The sequence below is a fragment of the Noviherbaspirillum saxi genome, from assembly GCF_003591035.1.
GTDB lineage: Bacteria > Pseudomonadota > Gammaproteobacteria > Burkholderiales > Burkholderiaceae_D > Noviherbaspirillum > Noviherbaspirillum saxi.
The window spans coordinates 1675525-1698305 of the sequence record NZ_QYUO01000001.1; the positions used below are offsets into that span (position 1 = coordinate 1675525).

Annotated in this window: 21 protein-coding genes and 1 tRNA gene; 14 read left to right on the plus strand and 8 right to left on the minus strand. The window is 57.5% G+C overall.

Annotated elements, in window-relative coordinates; genetic code table 11:
- Positions 1–35: 35 nt before the first annotated feature.
- Complete coding sequence (locus tag D3871_RS07900; RefSeq protein WP_119768387.1) at positions 36–941, minus strand: LysR family transcriptional regulator; 906 nt, start codon at positions 939–941, stop codon at positions 36–38.
- A 109-nt stretch (positions 942–1050) separates the two neighbouring features.
- Between D3871_RS07900 and D3871_RS07905 the strand changes: the two genes are divergently transcribed.
- The 3 genes from D3871_RS07905 to D3871_RS07915 are packed head-to-tail and all read left to right on the plus strand — an operon-like array spanning position 1051 to position 2884.
- A complete protein-coding gene (locus D3871_RS07905; protein WP_119768388.1) occupies positions 1051–1740 on the plus strand; it encodes a haloacid dehalogenase type II in 690 nt (229 codons plus the stop codon).
- Complete coding sequence (locus D3871_RS07910) at positions 1737–2495, plus strand: sulfite exporter TauE/SafE family protein (RefSeq protein ID WP_119768389.1); 759 nt, start codon at positions 1737–1739, stop codon at positions 2493–2495. The genes D3871_RS07905 and D3871_RS07910 overlap by 4 nt, the downstream gene beginning before the upstream one ends.
- A 26-nt stretch (positions 2496–2521) precedes the next feature.
- Complete coding sequence (locus D3871_RS07915) at positions 2522–2884, plus strand: hypothetical protein (protein WP_119768390.1); 363 nt, start codon at positions 2522–2524, stop codon at positions 2882–2884.
- 76 nt (positions 2885–2960) lie between these two features.
- On the opposite strand, the gene D3871_RS07920 is transcribed toward D3871_RS07915, so the two are convergent.
- Entirely contained in the window at positions 2961–3560 is a 600-nt protein-coding gene (locus D3871_RS07920) for a MarC family protein (RefSeq protein ID WP_119768391.1), read from the minus strand.
- A 103-nt stretch (positions 3561–3663) separates the two neighbouring features.
- On the opposite strand from D3871_RS07920, the gene D3871_RS07925 reads away from it, so the two are divergent.
- Positions 3664–5919 (plus strand): xanthine dehydrogenase family protein molybdopterin-binding subunit, encoded by a 2256-nt coding sequence (locus D3871_RS07925; RefSeq protein ID WP_119768392.1) that lies wholly within the window; start codon positions 3664–3666, stop codon positions 5917–5919.
- Here D3871_RS07925 and D3871_RS07930 read toward each other — a convergent pair whose 3' ends face one another.
- Together D3871_RS07930 and D3871_RS07935 are read right to left on the minus strand one after the other, a co-directional pair.
- Positions 5920–6354 carry a thioredoxin family protein gene (locus D3871_RS07930; RefSeq protein WP_119768393.1) on the minus strand — a complete coding sequence of 145 codons (435 nt, stop codon included), beginning with the start codon at positions 6352–6354 and terminating at the stop codon, positions 5920–5922. It lies immediately after the preceding gene.
- 86 nt (positions 6355–6440) lie between these two features.
- Positions 6441–6638, minus strand: coding sequence for a YjfB family protein (locus D3871_RS07935; protein ID WP_119769969.1), 198 nt, complete (start codon positions 6636–6638; stop codon positions 6441–6443).
- A gap of 79 nt (positions 6639–6717) precedes the next feature.
- Between D3871_RS07935 and tsaB the strand changes: the two genes are divergently transcribed.
- From tsaB to D3871_RS07955, 4 genes are read left to right on the plus strand one after another with little or no spacing between them, the layout of a single operon-like run.
- Positions 6718–7407 carry a tRNA (adenosine(37)-N6)-threonylcarbamoyltransferase complex dimerization subunit type 1 TsaB gene (tsaB, locus tag D3871_RS07940; RefSeq protein WP_119768394.1) on the plus strand — a complete coding sequence of 230 codons (690 nt, stop codon included), beginning with the start codon at positions 6718–6720 and terminating at the stop codon, positions 7405–7407.
- Entirely contained in the window at positions 7404–7895 is a 492-nt protein-coding gene (gene rimI, locus D3871_RS07945; RefSeq protein ID WP_233575553.1) for a ribosomal protein S18-alanine N-acetyltransferase, read from the plus strand. The genes tsaB and rimI overlap by 4 nt, the downstream gene beginning before the upstream one ends.
- Positions 7892–8710: a uracil-DNA glycosylase gene (locus D3871_RS07950; protein WP_119768395.1), complete on the plus strand. Its 819-nt coding sequence runs from the start codon at positions 7892–7894 to the stop codon at positions 8708–8710. The genes rimI and D3871_RS07950 overlap by 4 nt, the downstream gene beginning before the upstream one ends.
- On the plus strand, positions 8694–9668 hold the full coding sequence (locus D3871_RS07955; protein ID WP_119768396.1) for a DUF1853 family protein: 975 nt from the start codon (positions 8694–8696) through the stop codon (positions 9666–9668). Before D3871_RS07950 ends, D3871_RS07955 begins: the two co-directional genes overlap by 17 nt.
- 15 nt (positions 9669–9683) lie before the next feature.
- Here the strand turns inward: D3871_RS07955 and lplT are convergent, their stop codons facing one another.
- Complete coding sequence (lplT, locus tag D3871_RS07960) at positions 9684–10946, minus strand: lysophospholipid transporter LplT (protein ID WP_119768397.1); 1263 nt, start codon at positions 10944–10946, stop codon at positions 9684–9686.
- A gap of 156 nt (positions 10947–11102) precedes the next feature.
- Between lplT and alr the strand changes: the two genes are divergently transcribed.
- On the plus strand, positions 11103–12182 hold the full coding sequence (gene alr / locus D3871_RS07965; RefSeq protein ID WP_119768398.1) for an alanine racemase: 1080 nt from the start codon (positions 11103–11105) through the stop codon (positions 12180–12182).
- A 17-nt stretch (positions 12183–12199) separates the two neighbouring features.
- Positions 12200–13570 (plus strand): DNA repair protein RadA, encoded by a 1371-nt coding sequence (radA, locus tag D3871_RS07970; RefSeq protein WP_119768399.1) that lies wholly within the window; start codon positions 12200–12202, stop codon positions 13568–13570.
- A 21-nt stretch (positions 13571–13591) separates the two neighbouring features.
- On the opposite strand, the gene hpnE is transcribed toward radA, so the two are convergent.
- The 3 genes from hpnE to hpnC are packed head-to-tail and all read right to left on the minus strand — an operon-like array spanning position 13592 to position 16605.
- On the minus strand, positions 13592–14893 hold the full coding sequence (hpnE, locus tag D3871_RS07975) for a hydroxysqualene dehydroxylase HpnE (protein WP_119768400.1): 1302 nt from the start codon (positions 14891–14893) through the stop codon (positions 13592–13594).
- Positions 14893–15726, minus strand: coding sequence for a presqualene diphosphate synthase HpnD (gene hpnD / locus D3871_RS07980; protein ID WP_119768401.1), 834 nt, complete (start codon positions 15724–15726; stop codon positions 14893–14895). The genes hpnE and hpnD overlap by 1 nt, the downstream gene beginning before the upstream one ends.
- A 36-nt stretch (positions 15727–15762) precedes the next feature.
- A complete protein-coding gene (gene hpnC, locus D3871_RS07985) occupies positions 15763–16605 on the minus strand; it encodes a squalene synthase HpnC (RefSeq protein WP_119768402.1) in 843 nt (280 codons plus the stop codon).
- A 139-nt stretch (positions 16606–16744) separates the two neighbouring features.
- Between hpnC and D3871_RS07990 the strand changes: the two genes are divergently transcribed.
- The 4 genes from D3871_RS07990 (at position 16745) to tig (ending at position 22723) form a co-directional block, all read left to right on the plus strand.
- On the plus strand, positions 16745–17950 hold the full coding sequence (locus D3871_RS07990; protein WP_233575554.1) for an efflux RND transporter periplasmic adaptor subunit: 1206 nt from the start codon (positions 16745–16747) through the stop codon (positions 17948–17950).
- Positions 17947–21051: an efflux RND transporter permease subunit gene (locus tag D3871_RS07995; protein WP_119768404.1), complete on the plus strand. Its 3105-nt coding sequence runs from the start codon at positions 17947–17949 to the stop codon at positions 21049–21051. Before D3871_RS07990 ends, D3871_RS07995 begins: the two co-directional genes overlap by 4 nt.
- Positions 21052–21257: 206 nt before the next feature.
- Positions 21258–21344: transfer RNA gene (locus D3871_RS08000), tRNA-Leu, on the plus strand.
- 29 nt (positions 21345–21373) lie between these two features.
- On the plus strand, positions 21374–22723 hold the full coding sequence (tig, locus tag D3871_RS08005; RefSeq protein WP_119768405.1) for a trigger factor: 1350 nt from the start codon (positions 21374–21376) through the stop codon (positions 22721–22723).
- Positions 22724–22781: the final 58 nt, after the last annotated feature.

Genomic DNA, 22781 nt, shown 5'->3' on the forward strand with positions numbered 1-22781 from the left:
CGTCCTTCGCAGGCTGTTCAAGCCAGTTTCTGTTTCTATCCTTTGCGCCAGTAATCGGATTGCGCATATGCATGCCGCAGAAAATCGACAAAGGCACGGATCCGCAAGGGCAGATGGCGCCGTTGGGCAAACACTGCATAGATGTCATTGCCAGGCGCGGCAAACTCATCCAGGACAGTTACTAATGTGCCCGACTCGATCGCAGCGCCGACTTCCCACATCGAGCGCCACGCAAGCCCTTTACCTGACAATGCCCATTCATGCAGGACTGCCCCATCGTTGCACACCATGTTGCCAGTCACTTTCAAGGTAACGTTCTTGCCGTTCTGGCGAAAAGTCCAGCCACGCTGACTGCCCTCGCTGCTCATGGCCAGGCAGTTATGCCGAGCAAGATCGTCCAGCGATGCCGGCGCACCATGGCGTTTCAGATAAGCGGGCGAGGCGACCACCACACGTTTATTGTCCGCCAGCTTGACGCCGATCAGGCTTGAATCCGACAGGGCGGCAATACGGATCGCGACATCGATCCCTTCGCCTATCAGATCTACCACCCGGTCATTGAGGTTCAGCGTTACGGCAACATCGCGATGCTCCGCTAAAAAAGAGGGAATCAGCGGTGCGACATGCTGACGACCAAATCCCGCCGGCGCCGAGATCAGCAAATGTCCGCTCGCGCGCGCGCTACGTTCCGATACGGCCGACTCTGCATTTTCCAGATCGGCCAGGATCTTTTGGCAATCCTCCAGAAAGGCAATGCCCTCATTGGTCAGTGCGATCTTGCGCGTGCTTCTCTGCAGCAGTTTGACGCCCAGCCTTTCTTCAAGCGCATCCAGTCTCCGGCCTATCATGGCAGGTGCAATGCCTTCGGCTCGCGCAGCTGCGGAAAGACTGCCTTTTGCCGCCACGTCAACAAAAGTGGAAATCTGTTTGAATTGATCCATGCATCAACCGTAGTGCCTAATACTAAAACGCAATAATAAAGTGATTTTTCGTTTAGCTTATGAGTATTTATATTGAATATACTCAAAGTCCATTACAAGGCGTTTAACCATGACCATACAAGCCATTGCTTTTGATGCGTACGGGACACTTTTCGATGTGTATTCCATCGGCGCGCTTGCCGAACGGCTGTTTCCCGGTAACGGAGCACAACTGGCAGAATTGTGGCGCGACAAGCAGATTGAATATACGCGGCTGCGAACCATGTGCTCGACTTACAAACCGTTTTGGGAAGTTACGCAGGATGCCCTTGTCTTTTCATGCCGAAAACTTGGGCTCGATCTGACTTTGGATGCGCAGAACAGCCTGATGGGTCAGTATGCAAAGCTACAATCTTTCCCGGAAAATCTTGGCGTGCTGCGCAAGTTGAAAGATATGGGATTGAAGCTTGCTATCCTGTCCAATGGCAATCCGCAGATGCTGGATTCCGCTGTCGAAGCGGCCGGCATGCGCAGCATTTTTCACCACATACTGTCGGTCGACACGGTAAAAAAATTCAAGACTGCGCCGGAAGCATACCAACTGGCGCCCGACGTCTTCGGTCTATCGGCAAGAAATATTCTCTTCGTCTCCAGCAATTGCTGGGACGCCTGCGGGGCAAGCTGGTTCGGTTACACCACCTTCTGGGTCAATCGCGCCAATGCGCCTCTGGAGGAATTGGGAGTGACACCGGATGCCACCGGGTCCGACATGACTTCATTGCTGCAATTTGTAAAAAAACATATTGGTGAACCGAAATGAGTGCCTGGCAAATTGCCTTGGTTGGCATTGCCGCCTTTTGCGCAGGTGCGATGAACTCGGTCGCCGGCGGAGGAACCTTTTTCTCTTTTCCCGCACTGCTTGCCGCCGGTGTACCGCCGGTTGCAGCGAATGCCAGCAATTCCGTCGCGTTGTGGCCAGCCAGTCTTTCCGGTGCCTGGGCTTACCGCAGGGAACTCGCACGCTATAAACGCTACCTGATTCCAATGGGAATCGTGTCCTTCATCGGGGGAATTGGCGGCAGCCTGTTGTTGCTGGCAACGCAGGATGCCACTTTTTCCAGGCTTATCCCCTGGCTGCTATTGTTCGCCACCGTGCTGTTTGCGTTTTCTGGAAAGATATCCGCATGGCTGCGCGGCGCCGATGCAGGCAAGCCGAACAACAGCCCAACAGCACTTGCCGGGCAGATGGTCGTTTCGGTGTATGGCGGCTTCTTCGGTGCCGGCATGGGTATCCTGATGCTCGCAAGCCTGGCGATGGCGGGACACGACGATGTTCATGAAATCAACGCGATCAAGAATCTGCTGTCGGCCATCATCTATAGCGTTACTGTGCTGACCTTTGTCATCGCGGGCGCTGTCAGCTGGCCTTACACTCTCATCATGCTCGCCACGGCGACCTTGGGCGGCTATTGGGGCGCAAGCATTGCACGCAAGATCCCGGCAGTGTGGCTACGCCGCTTCATCATTACGATCGGCTTCATGCTTACCGTGTTTTACTTTTACAAGACGCTGTAACAATCCGGAACGCACGAAAGGGAGGAATGAATCTGCAGTCAATTGATGCCGACGCTGTAGTCACCATGCATGCAGGCGAAAGCAATACAACTCCCGAATACGACCGCAACCGGCTCGAAGCTGCGCTGCTGCATCCGCTTCGTGTCGCGACAACAGGTTCGGCCGATGTGGCAAGCATCGCTGTCGCCTATGCCACTGGCATGCTCGAACAGGTGCCGTTCGCAAACGATAATGCGCGTGCCGCGAGGCTCGCCATGGAACTGTTCCTTGCCCGGAACGGTTGGAGCGTGACTGCGCCACGTGATGCATGGGAACACATCGCGACCCGCCTGGCCGAAGGGCAGTGCAGTGAACAAGAGTTTGCCAACTGGTTGCGACTGAATCTATAGTTTCCACTCTCTTCGATTCAGCATGCATCCATCGCCGCAGGTGAGCGTCAATCGCCTGCGGCAGCTGATGGCCTCGTTACAGCGACTTCACATAAGCACGAATTCCCGCCAACAACATTTCTACCGCCATTGCGGTCAGGATCAAGCCCATCAGGCGCTCGAACGCCGTCATCACGCGCGGCCCGAGCGCACGCTGCATTCTTTCTGCTCCAAGCAGCACCACCAGCCATACCATCGCCACCGCCGACAGGACTGCGACGTGCAGCATGGTTTCCGTTGTTCCCTGTGAGGAGAACAGCAATACCGTCACCAAGGCCGACGGGCCGGCGAGGGCGGGAATGGCCAGTGGCACGATGAAGGGCTCGCCCGATTCATCGCCATCGCCGAAAACGCCACCCGGCTGCGGGAATACCATGCGCAAGGCGATCAGAAACAGGATCACGCCGCCGCCGATACGCAATGCAATATCGCTCAGTTGCAGCGCACTCAGGAAATGCCGGCCAAAGAACATGAACAGCAGCAGAAGCAGGAAGGCGATCGCGCATTCCCGCACGATCACCCGGCCGCGCCGCTCGGGCGGCACATTCGCCAATGCACTTGCAAAAAGAGGGACATTGCCAAATGGATCGGTAACCAGCAAAAGAATGATGAAAGATTGAAAAAAGTTCTGTGTCATTGGCGTATTTTTATAGAGGATATGCTCAAGAACCCGGTGCTACCGGCGCCCGGCAATTGGCGTAGCATGCCACAAAGGCAGCAAAACAAAATATGGAAGAGACATGGGTGCTACCGAACCAAAAAAGAGATCGCGCCGCCGTTTCATTCTCGGCGGCCTGGGGATCACCGGCGCGTTGATCGTTGGATGGGGCTTTATGCCGCCGCGCCAGCGTTTGCATATGGCGAACCCCTTGCCGGCGAAAGAGGGGGAAGTCATGCTCAATGGCTGGATACGGATTGCGCAGGACGGCAGAGTGACCTTGGCAATGCCTCAATGCGAAATGGGGCAGGGTGTATTCACCGCATTGCCGATGCTGGCAGCGGAAGAACTCGATGTTCCGCTCGCGATGGTGAGGATCGAGCAGGCGCCGATCGACAAGATTTTCGGCAACATGGCGGTACTGACGGACGGTCTGCCGTTTCATCCCGATGGGGCCGGCACCCTGAAGGAAACCGCACGCTGGCTCACAGGCAAGGCCGCACGTGAACTCGGCTTGATGATCACTGGCGGATCGTCGTCGGTCAAGGATATGTGGATACCGATGCGCGAAGCAGGTGCCGCTGCGCGCGCCATGCTGATGAGCGCAGCGGCAAAGCAGTGGGGCGTCCCGGCGAGCGAATGTCATACCGAAAATGGTGCCGTCATTCATTCCAGCGGCAGGAAAGCCTTGTACTCGCAACTTGCGGCAAAGGCAGTCGATAGCGCGCCTACCCAGCTGCGCCTTAAGCACCCGAACGAATTCAAGCTGATCGGCACCTCGGCGCCCCGGCGCGACTCCATGGAAAAGGTCAACGGCCAGGCTGTATTCGGTCTCGATGCGCGACCTGCGGGTTTGCTGTATGCCGCGGTAAGAATGGCGCCCGCGATAGGCGGCACCATTCAAAACGTGGATAAGGATGCGGTGAAATCCATGCCGGGCGTGCTGTCCGTCGTCGACTTTACCGGCGCTTTTTCCGGTATGGCCGGATTGGCAGTCGTCGCCAGGAGCTATTGGCAGGCGAAGCAGGCGGCCGCTGCACTGCCGATTACATGGAATGACGGGCCCAACGCCAAACTGACTACGGAAGCGGTGTTCGAGGAATTGGCACGACGCATCGACGGTGAATCGGGATTCATGTATCACCAGGTCGGCACACCCGACGCGGCACGTGTCGTGAAGCGGATCACCGCCGAATACAAAGCGCCATTCCTCGCGCATGCGACGATGGAGCCGATGAACTGCACCGCACAGTTCAAGGATGGCAAGCTGGTACTGTGGGCGCCAACCCAGGTGCCGAGCATTGCCGTTAGTACTGCGGCCACCGTGGCGCAGATCGATACGGCAAACGTGACGCTCCATGTCACCTATATCGGCGGCGGATTCGGCCGCCGGCTTGAGGTCGACATGATTGCGCAGGCAGTCAGGATTGCCATGCAGACGGCAGGCGCACCGGTGCAGGTGATCTGGAGCCGCGAGGACGATACCACGCACGATGTGTATCGCCCGGCCGCGCTCGCCCGTTTTTCAGCAGCACTCGATGGTGACGGCAAGGTCGTAGCCTATGACAACAAACTGGCATCGGGAGCGATTACCCATCAGGTTCTGGCGCGCACCTTCGGCCTGATCGGCGCGGGGCCGGACAAGACGACTGCCGAAGGCGCATTCGATATGCCTTATGAATTTGCGCATCAAAGCATTGCCCATGTAACCGTGCCGACCCCGGTACCGATCGGATACTGGCGCTCGGTGGGCCATTCGCATAATGCGTTTTTCAAGGAAAGCTTCATCGACGAACTGGCGCATGAGACAGGCAAGGACCCGGTCGAATTCCGACTAAGTCTGTTGCAACGGCATCCGCGTCACGCGGCAGTGCTGGATGCTGCGGTCGCAAAGGCTGGCAAACTGACGGCCGGTCGCGCGCATGGCGTCGCATTGCATCACTCGTTCGGGTCCATCGTCGCACAAGTTGCAGAAGTATCAGTCGAGGGCAAGGAAATCAGAGTGCATCGGGTGACTTGTGCCATCGACTGCGGCGTTGCGGTCAACCCGAACATCATCGCCCAGCAAATGGAATCCGGCATCGTATTCGGCTTGAGCGCTGCCCTGTTCGGCGAAGTGACGATCAAGGACGGCAAGGTGCAGCAACAGAATTTTCACGATTATCCGGTATTGCGCATGGATCAAACACCCGAGGTGGAGACCATCATCGTCAAAAGCGCAGAGCCGCCTGAAGGCGTGGGAGAGCCGGGTACCCCGCCAATCGCACCGGCAGTGGCGAATGCGGTTTTCAAGTTGACCGGAAAGCGCTTGCGCAGCCTGCCGCTGAGGCTTGCCTGATCAGGCTGCCGCTTGTTGCAGCAGCACGCGCAGATTGCATATGCGCTGCCACTCGGACCGTTCCGAGGATGCTTGCGATTCCGACTGCAATTCGGCCGTCGTTTTTTCAGCCTGGGCATGGATCAGCCGGTCGGCCAGTTTGAGGTCCGGCAGCACAGTCCCGAAAAATGCGACAGTATCTCCATGCTGCATGAGCAGTGTTGGAAAATTTTCCACGTCGATATCGCCGATGAAATCGGACTGGTCTTCGATATCGATCCAGGCAAAGCGTTTGTCAGGATGCCGCGCCGCGAGTTTTTCAAAACTGGCGCGGTAGGACTGGCAGGTATCGCACCAGGCGGCGCAAAGGCAAACAATCACCCAGTCATCCTGATCCAGCCATTGAGCCAGTTGGGCGCGATTGTGATTGTCTAATATGAAGCCGGTCCAGGACATGGAAGCGAAAACAGATCGAAGTCGGCCCTTATTGTAAGGGAAGGACGCGCGTCCCGCTTGCCGCTGCGAATGCCCGGGCAAGGGCTTCAGGCAGTGGTATTGATGTTTTGGCCAAGATGGGGCGGCAGATTCGGCCCCTGGACCGGGGGCAATGCGGCCAGCAAGGTCGCGGCGTTGCTGGACTGGATATCCATTGCTTTTCTGAGAACGGCCACGCTGACCGCTTCCTTGGTGGAGGTTGTCGCCATTGTTGTGGCAAGACTGGCGATACTAGAGACATCCATAAAATTTTCCTCCTCGATTGCACTCATTAACGACACGAATGTCGCCATCTTTAGCCTTCGCGGCGCGGTAAAATAGGGCATGCGTACCATTCTCGCCATTGAAACATCATCCGAGCTTGCTTCCGTCGCCTTGTCGCATCAAGGTCGCGTGATCGCAAGGGATACCGCCGGGGTGCAAACCCATTCGCAATCGGTCCTGCCTATGGTGCAGGCCATTCTGTCTGAAGCCGGCCTTCCTTTATCCCGCTGCGATGCAATCGCGTTCGGGGCGGGGCCGGGTTCGTTTACCGGTGTCCGGACCGCATGCGGCGTCGCACAGGGACTGGCTTTCGGCGCCGATCTGCCGGTCGTGCCGGTAATTACGCTGCAAGCGATGGCGCAGGCATGCCGTGATGCCTGCGGCGCCTCTGATGTATTGGCGGTTCTGGATGCACGGATGGAAGAAGTTTATTGGGCTCAATACCACTTCGACAACGGATGGGTCACCGTAGTCGAACCCGGCCTGTCGCCTGCGTCGGCGGTCGTTGCCACAGGCAATGTTGTTGCCTGTGGCAATGGTCTCACGGCCTATGCGGCAGTGTTTTCCGCCCTGCCGTTCGCAGCAGACGCATGCATGAATATCATGCCGCACGCCACACAAGTGGTGGCATTGGCGCAACATGAACTGGCGGCAGGGCGCGCCGTCCATGCGCGCGATGCCCAGCCGGTCTACCTGCGCAACAAGGTAGCCCTGACCACGGCCGAGCGCAGTGCCCGGACGGCCGCATGAGCGCCGTATATCGTGTAACAGCAACATCGCCGGACCTGTCTACCCTGCGTTTTGCACCGATGCAAGTAGCGGATATGCCGGATGTGCTTGCCATCGAAAACGATGTCTATCCTCATCCGTGGACGCGAGGCAACTTTCTGGATTCGCTATACAACGGTTACGATACCTGGACCCTGCGCGAGGAGTCCGGCCAACTCGCAGGATATTTTCTGATGATGCCTATGGTCGATGAAGCGCACCTGCTCAATATCAGCGTGCGGCGCGACCTGCATGGCCGAGGCGTGGGACGCATGCAGCTGGACAAGGTGGTCGAGCGGGCACGCGAAAAGGCGATGCAATCGATACTATTGGAAGTGCGCCCGTCGAACCAGCGTGCGCTTGCGGTGTACCAGCGATACGGGTTCGTCGAGATCGGCCGGCGCAAAGGCTATTACCCGGCAGCGGATGGCACGCGAGAAGATGCAATCGTAATGAGGTTTCCCTTATGACGGCGAATGTACGACGCCGCGCGGCGTTTATCGATGAAATGGGCATTGGTCCGCTATGGTCCCGCCGCAATGCACCTGAAACTGCAGCTGAAACCGCCTTGCAACCGGATACCGCCGAGCCGGCAGTAGAAGTCACGAAGGCATTTGCACCGGTAATGGAAGCATGGCCTGAAGAGACAGCGACGCTGGAATTGCAAACCAAGGTGACGCCACAGGCACCGCCGGCGCGCGAGGTCGCTCACATGGACTGGGTCGAACTCAAGACCAGCGTTGCCGGTTGCGTCAAATGCGGGCTTTGCCAGGGGCGCACCAACACGGTATTCGGCGTGGGCGACGAAAAGGCAAAATGGCTCTTTATAGGCGAAGGCCCGGGCCGCAATGAAGACCTGCAGGGTGAACCTTTCGTCGGTCAGGCCGGCAAGCTGCTGGACAACATGCTGCGCGCCGTGGGCTTGCGTCGAGGAGAAAATGCCTATATCGCCAATATCGTGAAATGCCGGCCTACCGATGCGAATGGAAAAGACCGTCCGCCGACGGCTGCAGAAACTGCTGCCTGCCTGCCTTATCTGGAGCGTCAGATTGCGCTGATTCAGCCCAGCGTGCTGGTCGCGCTGGGCAAGACCGCTGCATTGTCGCTGCTGGCATTGGACCCAGATACGCCCGTGTCGCGGTTGCGCGGCAAAGTGCACCGATATGCGGATCGGCCCCTGATCGTGACCTATCACCCGGCCTACCTGTTGCGCAATATGATCGACAAGAGAAAAGCCTGGGAAGATCTGAGTCTTGCCATGACAACGTATGCCGGCCTCGACTGAGCCGCAATCTTTCCTGCATCCCAGCCATCAGGAACAGTTCCATCAACGCTGGAACCACCTGACTGACCGGCATGTACGCACGCTTGCCTGGCTGCTCGATGCGCCGGACCTGCTCGATGCAACGGCGCCGGAATGGAGCGGACGCGTAGCCAGCCTGGGCCCGGTCGACCAGCGCACAGCCGAATGGCTGGCGCAACTCGACAGCAGTCCGCAAGCCTTGCATGCCTATCTGGGGGTGCAAGCTTTCACACGGCTCGGTCGCTATGCGGAAAAGCTGATGGCTTACTTCCTGGAGTCGCGCAATGATCTGGTCGCCCATGGTGTGCAGGTGCGCATGGGCAAGAATGCAACGATAGGCGAGTTCGATTTTCTGCTGCGTCAGGGAGAAGACCTGGTGCATTGGGAATTTGCGACCAAGTTATATCTGCTTGAGTCCAGCGGCCGTGGACACAGGGCCGATTATTTTGTCGGGCCGAATCTCGCCGATACCCTGGGTGCGAAAGTGCGCAAGATCATGGATCAGCAATTGACCTTATCGCAGCATCCCGCTGCGCAAGCGCATCTGCCGGAACCGATCGCGCGTGCGCAGGCCTTGGTCAAGGGATGGCTTTTTTATCACGGACAAACGCCGCTGGCGGCACTGCCGGAGGGTATCTCACTTGCGCATTGCCGGGGCTTCTGGTGCCCGCTTGAAGAGACAGCAGGGCTAAAGTCCGAGCGCTATGTCGTGCTGCCGCGTCTCGACTGGCTGGCGCCCGCAAAAACGCGGCATGAGGATGCTGTCGATTATGCGGAGCTCCGTCTGATGCTGGAAACCCATTTTGCCGGCAATACGTCGCCGGTGCTGGTGGCTTTGTTGCAGCCGTGTGGCGACGTGCTGCTCGAAATCGATCGCGGTTTTATCGTGCCCGACGACTGGCAGCGTCGGGCGGCAATACGCATTGCTAAAGTTAGCTGACAGCGTCGGCTCAGTTCAATGCTTGTGTTCGCCGATCAGTGACAGCGAATCATGTTCGCGCTGGTTTGCCGCGTGCTTGCGCATGGCAAGCAGCATGGTGCCGGACACAAACAGCCCGAAGAGGACAATCACAATATTGATGTCCAGGTTAAGTTTCACCATCAGCGCATACAGCATCAGCATCGTCAGCACCGACAGGTTTTCATTGAAATTTTGTACAGCGATCGAGTGACCTGCGCTCAGCAGCACGTGGCCGCGGTGCTGGAGCAAGGCATTCATCGGCACCACAAAGTAGCCTGACAGGGCTCCGACCAGGATCAATAGCGGATAGGCAAGCCACACCGTATCGACCAGGGTCATGCCGATCACGATCACGCCCATGATCACGCCAAGCGGCATGACGCTCAGAGAGCGCTTGAGCGGCACGAAGCGTGCGGCGGCTGCGGCGCCGGCAGCGACACCGACTGCAAACACGCCCTGCAGAATTGCCGCTTTATCGAGCGGCATGTGCAGAGATTTTTCCGCCCACTTGAGAACAATGAACTGCAAGGTCGCGCCGGCGCCCCAGAACAAGGTGGTCACGGCCAGCGAAATCTGGCCGAGCTTGTCTCTCCATAGCGTAGTGAAACAGACGGCAAAATCAGCGATCAGTTTGATCGGATTGCGTTCCTGGTGCGGGTAGCGGGCGCCTGTATCGGGAATCTTCAGATTGAACAAGGCGGCCGCAACATAGGTGACCATGATGACCGACAAGGCAGCTTCGGCTGCGGTATCGATTTGCGTATTCAATATGGGGAAATCGAATGCAAGCAAGGCACTTGAAATGTGTGTATTGACGAGCGCACCGCCCATGACCGTTCCAAGGATAATGGAAATCACGGTCAATCCCTCGATCCAGCCATTCGCCGCGACCAGTTTTTCAGGCGGCAGCAATTCCGTCAGGATGCCGTACTTCGCAGGCGAATAGGCCGCCGCACCGAAGCCGACCACTGCGTAGGCAAACAGTGGGTGGACGTTGAAAAACATCAACCCGCAACCCGCTATCTTGATCAGGTTGGTGACAAACATCACCCGGCCCTTCGGCAGGGAGTCCGCGAATGCGCCGACGAAAGCGGCGAGCAGAACATACGACAGCACGAAAAACAACTTCAGGAGCGGCGTCATCCACGCCGGAGCCTTCATGGTTGTAAGCAGTGCAATAGCTGCGATAAGGAGAGCATTGTCGGCAAGCGATGAAAAAAACTGCGCCGCCATGATGGTGTAAAAACCGCGATTCATCCGCATATTGAGGTGTACCCGTGTTTCTGGACTGTCTCCGGCTTGCTTTATACCATGAAAATATGTGCCCGAAGCTGAATTGATGACGGGCGTCAAAGCCTCGTCCGGTAAAATGGAGCAGCGCAATAGAGCACAGCCCCTTCCATTTGACATCCCATGCCTAGACCCTTAGTCGCCACCATTCATTCCTCAGCTTTGCGACACAACCTACGCGTCGCCAGACAATCCGCGCCCCACGCAAAGATATGGGGAATAGTCAAGGCGAACGCCTACGGACACGGGCTGGAGCGAGGCATGCGCGCATTCGCGGAGGCTGATGGCCTCGGTTTGATCGAAATCGATGCTGCACTGCGATTGCGCGAACTTGGATGGAACAAGCCGGTTCTATTGCTGGAGGGGTTTTTTGATGAGTCCGACTTGCCGGAACTCGCGGCGCGCGACATACAGTTTGCCATTCACACGGATGAACAGATCGACATGCTTGGGCACGCGTCTTTGTCCTCGTCTGTCCATGTTCATTTGAAAATGAACACCGGCATGAACCGGCTGGGGTTCGCCCCCCATGCATTTCGCGCCGCCTATGAGCGGCTACGGACCATGCCGATCGTCCGCGGCATTACGCTGATGACGCATTTTGCCAATGCAGACGATAGCCAGAATGCATGCATGCCGCTTGCCGAACAGGTAAAACGATTCAAGAATGTTACCGACGGCCTGGATGGAGAGCGCAGTCTTGCCAATTCAGCCGCCGTGCTGAACCATCCTGAGGTTGCGGCTGACTGGGTCAGGCCGGGCATCATGCTGTACGGGGCGACGCCAGGCGGCCAGAGTGCCGCCGAATTCGGCTTGCAACCGGCGATGACGCTTGCCAGTCAAATTATAGGCATCCAACGAATAGAGCCCGGAGACCCGATTGGCTACGGCAGCCGATTCGTTGCCGAAAAAACCATGACCGTCGGCGTGGTCGCCTGCGGCTATGCCGACGGCTATCCGCGTCATGCGCCGGCCGGCACACCCGTTATTGTCGACGGAAAGCGAACTCGCATTGTCGGACGCGTATCAATGGATATGCTCAACGTCGACCTGACCGATGTGCCCGGCGCCCGGGTTGGCAGCAAGGTTGAATTATGGGGCCGGAATTTGCCTATCGATGAAGTGGCAAACGCGGCTGGCACGATCGGTTATGAATTGATGTGTGCGGTCGCGCCGCGCGTAGCCGTTATCGAAGAAGAATAGACTACCAGCAGACTGACATGGCTAAACAAAAAACCAACTACACCTGTACCGAATGCGGCGGTGTGACCAGCAAGTGGGCCGGGCAATGTCCGGCATGCGGTCAATGGAACACCCTGGTCGAGACCGTGGTGGAAACGGCGGGTAACCGGTTTTCGGGGCAGCATCAAGGACTTGCGCAAACCTCGCCCGTACTCAGTCTTGCGGATATCGAAGCCATCGACGTGCCGCGTTTCGGGACCGGCATCGACGAATTCGATCGCGTGCTGGGCGGCGGCCTGGTGGCGGGCGGGGTGGTCCTGATCGGCGGCGATCCCGGCATCGGCAAATCGACCCTGCTGCTGCAGGCGCTTGCCAATATGTCAAAGATAAAAAAGACCTTGTATGTGAGCGGCGAAGAGTCCGGCGCGCAAATCGCCTTGCGCGCCAAGCGTCTTGCCGTCGATGCCAAAGACCTGCAATTGCAGGCCGAAATCCAGTTGGAGAAAATTCTCAATACGCTGGCCGAGCACAAGCCCCAGGTTGCCGTCATCGATTCGATCCAGACCATCTATTCCGACGCACTGACATCGGCGCCGGGATCGGTCGCCCAGGTACGTGAATGCGCCGCGCAATTGACGCGGGTCGCCAAGCAGTCCGGCATCACTATCATCATGGTGGGGCATGTGACCAAGGAAGGCGCGCTGGCAGGACCGCGCGTGCTGGAGCATATCGTGGATACGGTGCTGTATTTCGAAGGCGATACGCACTCGAGTTTCCGGCTGGTACGGGCATTCAAAAATCGCTTTGGCGCGGTCAATGAGCTCGGCGTGTTCGCGATGACCGAGAAGGGCCTGAAAGGCGTGTCCAATCCTTCCGCGCTGTTCCTTTCGCAGCACGACAATCAAGTGCCGGGCTCCTGCGTGATGGTGACCCAGGAAGGAACGCGTCCCTTGCTGGTGGAAATCCAGGCTCTGGTCGACACCTCGCATGTGCCTAATGCACGACGCCTTTCCGTCGGCCTTGAGCAGAACCGCCTCGCCATGTTGCTTGCAGTCCTGCATCGCCATGCCGCCATCGCCGCATTCGATCAGGACGTGTTCATCAATGCGGTGGGCGGCGTCAAGATTACCGAACCGGCGGCCGACCTGGCCGTGCTGCTGGCGATTCATTCATCGATGCGCAACAAGCCCTTGCCGCGCGGTCTTGTTGTATTTGGCGAAGTCGGCCTGGCCGGCGAAATCCGTCCCGCGCCGCGTGGCCAGGAGCGGCTGCGCGAGGCGGCAAAGCTGGGATTTTCGATTGCCTTGATCCCGAAAGCCAATGCGCCTAAGCATGCTATCGAAGGCTTGAAAGTCATTGCGGTCGAACGCATTGACGAAGCCCTCAACCGGGTGCGCGACGAAGCTTAAGGTTTGCTGCCGAGGATGCGTTTACTGGCGCAAAAAAGCTGCTGCCTGTACTCCGCTGCGTATGGCGGCCTCCAGCGTGGCAGGATAGTCGCCTGCGGTGTAGTCTCCGGCCAGTACGAGACCGCGTATGCCGGTGTCGTTCAGCGGGCGCGTCAGCCCCGGTCTGCAGGAAAACGTGGCGCGTTTTTCTGAAATGACCTTGACCCACTTCGGAGACATCAGTTCCTGCTTGCCAAAGACCGTCGCAAGCTGCGCGGTCACATCGCGTGCCAGTGCATCATTTCTCTCGGCGATTGCGGCCGACGATGCGCTGATTACCACGGCGAGGAGGCCGGCCTGAGTCGGGTCGAGCTGCCCGCGATCGAAAACGAACTGACCCCAGCAGCGGGACCGCTCGTCATCTGCCAGCGCAAAGAATGGATGCTCCAGCGATAATGCCGCGCCATACTGCAGATAGCATGTCGTGATCGGCTCATGTTCCAGGGAGTCAAGCAGTGAGGTATCCATCAGCGACGACAATAAACGTGCTGCCTGATGCGCCGAGGTTGCCACGACAATCGCATCAAATTCCTCGCCGCCGTCCTGATGACAGACCTTCCAGCACGACCCGTTCGCTTGCAAAGCCGATACCGTCGTGCCGTAAGCGACGCGCGCTCCGTGTCGCTCGATAAATTCAACAGCGCGCTTGGGAAAAAGAGTTCCGAGATCAACCCGGGGAATCAGCATGTCGGACGCGGCACGGCGCGCTCCCAGGCTGTCACGCAATACGTTGAGAAATACCTGGGCGGAAGCCCGTTCCGGCGGCGTGTTCAGCGCCGCAATGCATAAAGGCTGCCACATTAACCGGATCAGTGTCTCGGTCTGATCGAACCGGCGGAGCAGTTCATCGACGCTGCAATCGACGTTCAGACGCCAATCCATCCAGCGCGCCGTTGTCGAAAAACGCGCAAGCGCCAGCTTGTCGTCTCGGTCCAGGCCTTTGGCGCGAATCAGGCCCGCCAACATATGCAGCGGGGCAGGCAGACGCGGCGTCACGAAATCCATTCCGCTTCCGTTGGGATAGCGCATTTGCAGAGGAAGACGCAGCAGGGCATCTTCGGTACGTACCCCTACCACGCGCAGCAAACGCAGGCTTTCGCTGTAGGCGCCGAGAAGGATGTGCTGCCCATTGTCGAGACTGACGCCGTTGATCGAGACCGCTCGCGCACGGCCCCCGGGGCTACGGGCGGATTCATACAGCGTGACGGCGCTTCCCCTGCCTGCCAGTTCAACGGCGGCGGCACAGCCCGCCCAGCCGCCGCCAATGACCGCGACCTTACGCATCAGCCGCGGATATAGGTTTTCCACGCCAACCAAAGCTTGCGAATCGGCGTGAGGGAAATTTTCTGCTGCAAGACATGGAAGCCGTCGCGTTCTATCTCATTGAGCAGTGCACGGTATATCGCTGCCATCATCAGTCCCGGACGCTGGGCGCGGCGGTCTGCGGCTGGAAGCAGTGCAAAGGCTTCGTCATACATGGCCTGCGCACGATCAGCCTGGAAACGCATCAGTTTCTCGAAGTTTTCGCTGTGCCGCGCGTTCAGGATGTCGGCGGCGGTGACGTTGAATTGCTGAAGTTCGCTGACAGGCAGGTAGACGCGCCCCTTGCGCGCATCCTCGCCAACGTCCCTGATGATATTGGTCAGTTGAAATGCAAGTCCAAGCTTTTCCGCGTACTGCAGGGTTTCCGGACGCGTCACGCCGAAGATGCTGGCCGACAGGATGCCGACCACGCTTGCGACATGCCAGCAATATTGCTTCAGGCCGGCATAGTCCAGATAACGGGTCTGGTTGAGGTCCATCTCCATGCCATCGATGATGGCTTGCAAATGCTTGCCGTCGAGTGCATACGGCGCCATATGCGGTTGCAGCGCCTTGGTAACCGGATGGGTCGGCTTGTCATCCAGCATGGACTGGATTTCGCGACGCCACCATACAAGCTTGTTGCGTGCAATCGTCACGTCCGTACACTCATCGACGGTATCGTCCACTTCGCGACAGAACGCGTACAGCGCGGTAATGGCGCGGCGCCGTTCGGCAGGAAGAAACAGGAAGCTGTAATAAAAACTGGAGCCGCTTTGTACGGCTTTTTGTTGGCAGTATTCGTCGGGCGACATGAAAAACCGGGTCTAGGGTAGTCGGAAGCCGCTATGCTAGCCGACATGCGCCATGCGCGACAAACTGAATTTCATCCGACTCGCCCGCCAGAGCATCACCAGCCAGTCGGACGGTCCAAGCTTCGGCCGGTGGCGGAATACATCGTAGCCGTTGAGCTCGATTCGTTCGAGAATCCGCAGGCCTCCCTGGACGACGAGCCTCAGTTCCCAGCCGATGCGACCCGGCAGCCGCAATGCAAGCGGGGCGCCGGCCAGCATCATGGTGCGCGCGCGATCGACTTCGAAGCGCATCAATGCGCGCCAGGCATCATCTACCTGCGCATTTGCGATATGTGTCTCATCCACGCCAAAACGGCGCAAATCTTCCAAAGGCAAATAAATGCGGGCCTTGTTCCAGTCGATCGCGACGTCCTGCCAGAAATTGATCAATTGAAGTGACGAGCAAATGGCGTCGGAGTCGCGCAGGTTGGCGCTTGTGGCGGCACCGTATAGTTCCAGCATCAGGCATCCGACCGGATTGGCGGAACGACGGCAGTAGTCCAGCAGGGCGCCAAAACTCTCATAATGATCGGTAACAACATCCTGCCTGAATGCCGAAAGCAGATCGCGGAACGGCTGGATCGGCAGGCGATAGTCACGGATAACGGCAGCCAGAGAAAGAAATAGCGGCGCCAGATCGGTCCGCTGGTTTTCGATCCCGGTCAGCGCGTCTTCGTAGATAGCAAGGCCGCACAATCTCTCCTCGGCTGACGCTTCACCCTCGTCGGCAATATCGTCGGCGCTTCGTGCGAAAGCATAGATTGCCTGCACAGCGGGGCGTAAACGGCGAGGTAGCAATACCGAGGCTACAGGGAAATTTTCGTAGTGATCAATAGACATGAGTCTCTAAATGACTAAAAAGTCATATGCAACGACAATCGATCTGCTTATAATTACTAACTACCCGGTCAGTAATATATTGAAAGATTCGAAGTATCGAAAGCCGTTCAGTAATAGCCCGAATACTAAAGGAAAAATCGTGGCCGCTTTGACAAATGATCTCCAACTGAATTCAGCAAGAGTCACTTTCAGCCGCTTTGGCCGTTTGGCTGCCGGAACATGCACCGCGCTTGTATTGCTTGCAAGTTGTTCCAAGCCGGTCGAAAAAGTCGAAGAGGTTCGTCCGGTACGCGCAATGCGCGTGGCAGCCGATAACATGGACATGATCGCGGAGTTTTCCGGCGATGTCCGAGCCCGCTACGAATCGCGGCTCGGTTTCCGGGTGGGTGGAAAAATCATTTCCCGCAAGGTCGATATCGGCAGCACCGTCAAGCGCGGACAGGTATTGATGCAGCTCGATCCCCAGGATTTGAAACTTGCCCAGGCACAGGCCAATGCCGGTATGAAAGCAGCGGAAAGCAACCGGGATCTGGCAAAGGCAGAACTCAAGCGTTATCAAGACTTGCGCGAAAAGAATTTCGTCAGCCAGGCGGTACTTGACAGCAAGGAAACCGCCTTCAAGGCAGCGCAGGCCAGTTATGACCAGGCGCTCGCCGGGTATCGGAATCAATCCAATCAGGCAGGCTATACATCGCTGATCGCTGACGTGGATGGCGTCGTCACTGGTATTGATGCCGAAACCGGCCAGGTAGTCGCAGCAGGGGCGCCGGTCGTCCGCGTAGCGCAAATGGGCGAAAAGGAAATTGCCATCGGCATTCCTGAAGACAAGGTCGATACCCTAAGGAAGGTGAACGACGTAAGGGTGCGGGTATGGGCGCGGCCCGATCAGATCATTCCCGGTAAAGTACGCGAAATTTCGCCGGTGGCCGATCCAAGCACACGAACCTATACGGCCAAGGTATCCATTCCGAGCGATGCCGTCGGTGTAAAACTCGGCATGACCGCTTATGTCGCATTCGCCGAAAAAAGTGCGAACGCCGGCATCAAACTGCCGCTCACGGCGCTGCACCAGGACAAATCCGCCACCGCAGTGTGGGTGGTAGAAAATGGCACGGTCAAGCTGGTGCCTGTACAAGTTGCCGGAAACATCGGCAATGAGATCCTGGTGGCAGGAGGCGTCGCTCCTGGACAAACCATTGTCACGGCGGGCGTCAACCTGCTCCAGCCGGGGCAAAAAGTGAAAATACTCGGTGACGACCTCGCACTGGCGGAAAAGCCGAACACCAATCCTGCTTCCGCCACCGGTAATGGCGCAGGCCACGCTAACGGCGGAGTCGCCAAATGAAAGGCGGTTTCAATCTTTCCCGCTGGGCGCTTGAGCACATTCCACTGACGCGTTATCTGATCGTCGCCTTGCTTATAGGCGGGATTTTGAGTTACAGCAATCTCGGGCAGGATGAGGATCCGCCGTTCACCTTCCGCGCGATGGTGGTACGCGCAATCTGGCCGGGCGCTACGTCGCTGCAGATGGCGGAACAGGTAACGGACAAACTTGAAAAGAAGCTTCAGGAGACGCCGTATATCGACAAGATACGGAGTTATTCCAAGCCCGGCGAAACTCTCATCATCCTGCAATTGCGCGAGTCCACGCCGCCCAAGGATGTGCCCGGCGCGTGGTACCAGGTAAGAAAAAAGATCGGCGATATCCGCAATACCTTGCCTGCCGGAGTGCTCGGGCCATTCTTCAATGACGAATTCGGCGATACCTACGGGTCCATCTTTGCGATTTCCGGTGACGGCTTCAACTATGCGGAAGTCAAGGATTATGCGGATTTCGTCCGTCAGCAATTCCTGCAAGTCCCTTCGGTGTCGAAGGTCGAACTCTTCGGCGTGCAGGATGAAAAGATCAACATCGAGTTTTCGCACAAGAAGTTTGCGCAATTAGGCATCCCGTTCGACGCCATCGTCAGTCAACTCAATGCGCAGAACGTGGTCGAGGCCTCCGGCGTGCTGGTGACGCCGACCGACAACCTGCAGGTACGCGTCAGCGGCGCCATGAAGTCGCCCAAAGACCTGGAGATGCTGGAATTGCGTGCAAACGGCACGACATTCCGCCTCGGCGACTTTGCGACTGTCAAACGCGAATACAAGGACCCGCCGCAAGACAAGATGCGCTTTAACGGCAAGGAAGTCATCGGTCTGGGCATCTCGATGGAGAAGGGCGGCGACATCATCGCGCTTGGCAAGAATCTTGAAGCGACGGTTTCTCAGCTCAAAGACAAGCTGCCGGTGGGCATCGAACTCGAACGCGTATCGGACCAGCCGAAGGCAGTCGCATCTTCGGTCAGCGAATTCCTGCGCACACTGGCTGAAGCCGTCCTGATCGTGCTGGCCGTTAGTTTTATTGCGCTCGGCCTGCATACCAAACCTTTGCGGCTCGATGTGCGACCGGGCCTGGTTGTCGCATTGACCATCCCGCTGGTGCTGGCAGTGACCTTTCTGTTCATGCGGATATTCAGCATCGACCTGCACAAGATTTCGCTTGGCGCGCTCATCATTGCGCTGGGTCTGCTGGTGGACGATGCCATTATCGCCGTCGAAATGATGGTCAGGAAAATGGAAGAGGGGTTTTCCCGATTCGACGCGGCGACCTTTGCCTACACCTCGACCGCGATGCCGATGCTGACCGGTACGCTGATTACCGCAGCCGGCTTTCTTCCGATCGGCCTGGCCAAATCCGCGGCGGGTGAATACACCTTCTCGATGTTTTCCGTAAACGCGCTGGCCCTGATCATTTCATGGTTCGTCGCAGTCCTGTTCACGCCTTACATCGGCTACATACTGCTCAAGGTGAAACCGTCCACCAATGCAGACGGCCATCACGAATTGTTCGATAGCCCGTTCTACACGCGTTTCCGACGCGTGGTGCATTGGTGCGTCGAATGGCGCAAGACGACCATCGTCCTGACGCTCGGCGTGTTCATGCTCGGCATTGTCGGCTTCCGTTTCATCGAACAGCAATTTTTTCCGGATTCCAGCCGGCCTGAATTGATGGTTGAAATGTGGATGCCCGAAGGTGCGGCATTCCGTGCTACGGAGGCGCAGGCAAAGAAATTTGAAAGCTTTATCCGCAAGCACGACGGCGTCGAAAATGTGACCAGCTATGTCGGCACCGGCAGCCCGCGCTTCTACTTGCCGCTGGATCAGATTTTTCCGCAGACAAACGTAACGCAGGTTGTTGTGCTGGCAAAGGATCTGAAGGCACGGGAAGCGCTGCGCCTGAAAATCGTCGATGCATTCAAGAACGATTTCCCGGGTGTACGCGGTCGCGTCAAGTTGCTACCGAATGGTCCTCCGGTGCCATATCCGGTGCAATTTCGCGTAACCGGATATGAGGTGGACAAGGTGCGCGCGATTGCCGATCAGGTCAAGGATGTCATGCGCGCCAATCCCAATGCGGTGGGCGTGAACGACAACTGGAACGAATCGGTCAAGGTGCTTCGCCTCGATCTCGACCAGGATAAACTGCGTGCGCTCGGCATCAGCTCGCAGACCGTCATGCGTGCCGCGAATACGATCCTGACCGGGACGACCATCGGCCAGTATCGCGAAGAGAACAAGCTGATCGATATCGTGGTTCGCCAGCCTGTCGAAGAGCGTTCGACCATCACGGCCTTGAACGAAGCAAGCCTGCAAACGCCGAGCGGTCGACCCATCCCCTTGGCGCAGGTTGCACGTCCCCGCTTCGTGTGGGAGCCGGGGGTGGTTTGGCGCGAAGGCCGCGAATGGGCAATTACGGTGCAGTCGGATGTGGCCGACGGCATTCAGGGCCCGACGGTATCCAGCCAGATCAGCCCGCAGCTCGATCATTTGCGTGCCATGCTGCCGGCCGGTTATCGGATCGAACTCGCCGGGGCAGCCGCGGATAGCGGCAAGGCACAGCAATCGATCGCAGCCAATGTGCCATTGGTCATTTTCATTATCTTCACGCTGCTGATGTTGCAGTTGCATAGTTTCTCGCGTGCGCTGTTGGTGTTTCTGACCGGGCCGCTGGGTGTGGCGGGTGCTGCGATGGCGTTGTTGCTATTGCAGCGGCCTTTCGGCTTCGTTGCGCAGCTCGGCGTGATTGCATTGTTCGGCATGATTATTCGTAACTCTGTGATCCTGATCGACCAGATCGAGCACGATATCGCGGAAGGCGTCGCTCCATGGAACGCGATCGTCGAATCAGCCGTACGCCGCTTCCGGCCCATCATCCTTACTGCTGCTGCAGCGGTGCTAGCAATGATCCCGCTTTCGCGTTCGGTATTCTGGGGGCCGATGGCGATTGCAATCATGGGAGGCTTGATTATCGCCACGGCATTGACGCTATTGTTTCTGCCGGCCTTGTATGCAGCCTGGTTCCGCGTCAAGAAGCCTGCGCCGGACGTGGCCGTGATTCCATAAAATGCGACCGCCCCGAGCCGAGCCGTATATACGGCCAGCGTTTCCATTTCGTGAAAAAACGGGACAGCTGAAGAAAAAATCCAGTAAAATGCCGGGTTGAAGTTGAAGAGCTACTAACAATGGCATTGTGGGGGCGACCAGATATTCACTTCAGGTCGCCCTTTGCTTTTGTGCAAAATCAACGCAAATTAGCGATGCAAATTCCCGCGAGGATGGCGAAATTGGTAGACGCACCAGGTTTAGGTCCTGACGCCAGCAATGGTGTGGGGGTTCGAGTCCCCCTCCTCGCACCACAGAATATTTAATTTTTTGGACGATTCACATGGCAACTGCTGTCGAAACTTTGGAAAAACTCGAGCGCCGCATCACCATTACCGTGCCGCTGGCCGACGTACAGGCAGAAGTCGAAAAGCGCCTGAAAATCCGCGCTCGTACCGCAAAGGCTCCAGGCTTCCGTCCTGGCAAGGTGCCGATGAAGATGGTTGCGCAGCAGTACGGCTATCAGGTTGAGACCGAAGTGTTGAATGACAAGGTCGGCCGTGCATTCAGCGAAGCTGCCAGCGAAAACAATCTGCGCGTCGCGGGTTATCCGCGCATCGAGCCAAAGACCAGCGAAGGCGCCGCCGAAGGCACGGTCGCATTCGACGCGACATTCGAAATCTATCCCGATGTGAAAATCGGCGATCTGTCCGCAGCCGAAGTCGAAAAGGTCAAGAGCGAAGTTACCGACGCTGAAATCGACAAGACCATTGACATCCTGCGCAAGCAACGCGTGCACTACCACGTCAAGGGTGAGCAGGGCGATCACGGTGACGGCGGTGCCGATCAGTCCGCGCAAAATGGCGATCGCGTCACAGTGGACTTCGTCGGCAAGATCGACGGCGTCGAATTCCAGGGCGGCAAGGCTGAAGACTATCCCTTTGTACTGGGTGAAGGACGCATGCTGCCCGAGTTCGAAGCTGCAGCCATCGGCCTGAAGGTCGGCGAGTCCAAGACTTTCCCGCTCCCGTTCCCGGCCGACTATCATGGCAAGGACGTGGCCGGCAAGACTGCCGAATTCACGATCACCATGAAGAAGATCGAATGGGCGCACATGCCGGAAGTCGACACCGAATTCGCCAAGTCACTCGGTATCGAAGACGGCGATATGAACAAGATGCGCGAAGATATCAAGACCAATCTGGAACGCGAAGTCAACGGTCGTGCCAAGTCGCAGACCAAGGATAGCGTGATGAACGCTCTGATCGCCGCATCCGAGCTCGACGTGCCCAAGGCATTGGTCGACCAGGACGTCGAGCGTCTGATCGAAATGGCACGTCAGGATATGGCGCAGCGCGGCATGAACGTGAAGGATATGCCGTTCCCGCCAGAATTGTTCACCTCGCAAGCAGAGCGCCGCGTGCGTCTCGGCCTGATCCTCGCTGAAGTGGTAAAAGCCAACAAGCTTGAAGCGACGCAAGATCAGGTCAAGTCACAAGTGGAAGAATTTGCTCAGAGCTACGAAGATCCGCAGCAAGTATTGAAGTTCTATTTCAGCGATCGTCGCCGTCTCGCAGAAGTCGAAGCCCTTGTATTGGAAGAAAACGTCGTTAACTATGTTCTCGGTAAGGCGAAGGTTGCTGAAAAGGCAGTAGGCTTCGACGAATTGATGGGCAATAACGCGCAAGGCTGAAACGGGCAGGGAGCGGGTCAATCCCGCTCCGCTTGAAAACAAGTCCGCTCTCTTGCAC

Excerpts from the sequence above, each read along its gene's own strand:
- D3871_RS07935 (WP_119769969.1), bottom strand. The coding sequence starts at position 6,638 with ATGGATGTCTCTAGTATCGCCAGTCTTGCCACAACAATGGCGACAACC.
- D3871_RS07905 (WP_119768388.1), top strand. The coding sequence starts at position 1,051 with ATGACCATACAAGCCATTGCTTTTGATGCGTACGGGACACTTTTCGAT.
- hpnE (WP_119768400.1), bottom strand. The coding sequence starts at position 14,893 with ATGCGTAAGGTCGCGGTCATTGGCGGCGGCTGGGCGGGCTGTGCCGCC.
- tsaB (WP_119768394.1), top strand. The coding sequence starts at position 6,718 with ATGCGTACCATTCTCGCCATTGAAACATCATCCGAGCTTGCTTCCGTC.
- radA (WP_119768399.1), top strand. The coding sequence starts at position 12,200 with ATGGCTAAACAAAAAACCAACTACACCTGTACCGAATGCGGCGGTGTG.
- tig (WP_119768405.1), top strand. The coding sequence starts at position 21,374 with ATGGCAACTGCTGTCGAAACTTTGGAAAAACTCGAGCGCCGCATCACC.
- D3871_RS07915 (WP_119768390.1), top strand. The coding sequence starts at position 2,522 with ATGAATCTGCAGTCAATTGATGCCGACGCTGTAGTCACCATGCATGCA.
- D3871_RS07950 (WP_119768395.1), top strand. The coding sequence starts at position 7,892 with ATGACGGCGAATGTACGACGCCGCGCGGCGTTTATCGATGAAATGGGC.
- D3871_RS07930 (WP_119768393.1), bottom strand. The coding sequence starts at position 6,354 with ATGTCCTGGACCGGCTTCATATTAGACAATCACAATCGCGCCCAACTG.
- rimI (WP_233575553.1), top strand. The coding sequence starts at position 7,404 with ATGAGCGCCGTATATCGTGTAACAGCAACATCGCCGGACCTGTCTACC.
- alr (WP_119768398.1), top strand. The coding sequence starts at position 11,103 with ATGCCTAGACCCTTAGTCGCCACCATTCATTCCTCAGCTTTGCGACAC.
- hpnC (WP_119768402.1), bottom strand. The coding sequence starts at position 16,605 with ATGTCTATTGATCACTACGAAAATTTCCCTGTAGCCTCGGTATTGCTA.
- D3871_RS07900 (WP_119768387.1), bottom strand. The coding sequence starts at position 941 with ATGGATCAATTCAAACAGATTTCCACTTTTGTTGACGTGGCGGCAAAA.
- D3871_RS07920 (WP_119768391.1), bottom strand. The coding sequence starts at position 3,560 with ATGACACAGAACTTTTTTCAATCTTTCATCATTCTTTTGCTGGTTACC.
- D3871_RS07995 (WP_119768404.1), top strand. The coding sequence starts at position 17,947 with ATGAAAGGCGGTTTCAATCTTTCCCGCTGGGCGCTTGAGCACATTCCA.
- lplT (WP_119768397.1), bottom strand. The coding sequence starts at position 10,946 with ATGAATCGCGGTTTTTACACCATCATGGCGGCGCAGTTTTTTTCATCG.
- hpnD (WP_119768401.1), bottom strand. The coding sequence starts at position 15,726 with ATGTCGCCCGACGAATACTGCCAACAAAAAGCCGTACAAAGCGGCTCC.
- D3871_RS07955 (WP_119768396.1), top strand. The coding sequence starts at position 8,694 with ATGCCGGCCTCGACTGAGCCGCAATCTTTCCTGCATCCCAGCCATCAG.
- D3871_RS07910 (WP_119768389.1), top strand. The coding sequence starts at position 1,737 with ATGAGTGCCTGGCAAATTGCCTTGGTTGGCATTGCCGCCTTTTGCGCA.
- D3871_RS07925 (WP_119768392.1), top strand. The coding sequence starts at position 3,664 with ATGGGTGCTACCGAACCAAAAAAGAGATCGCGCCGCCGTTTCATTCTC.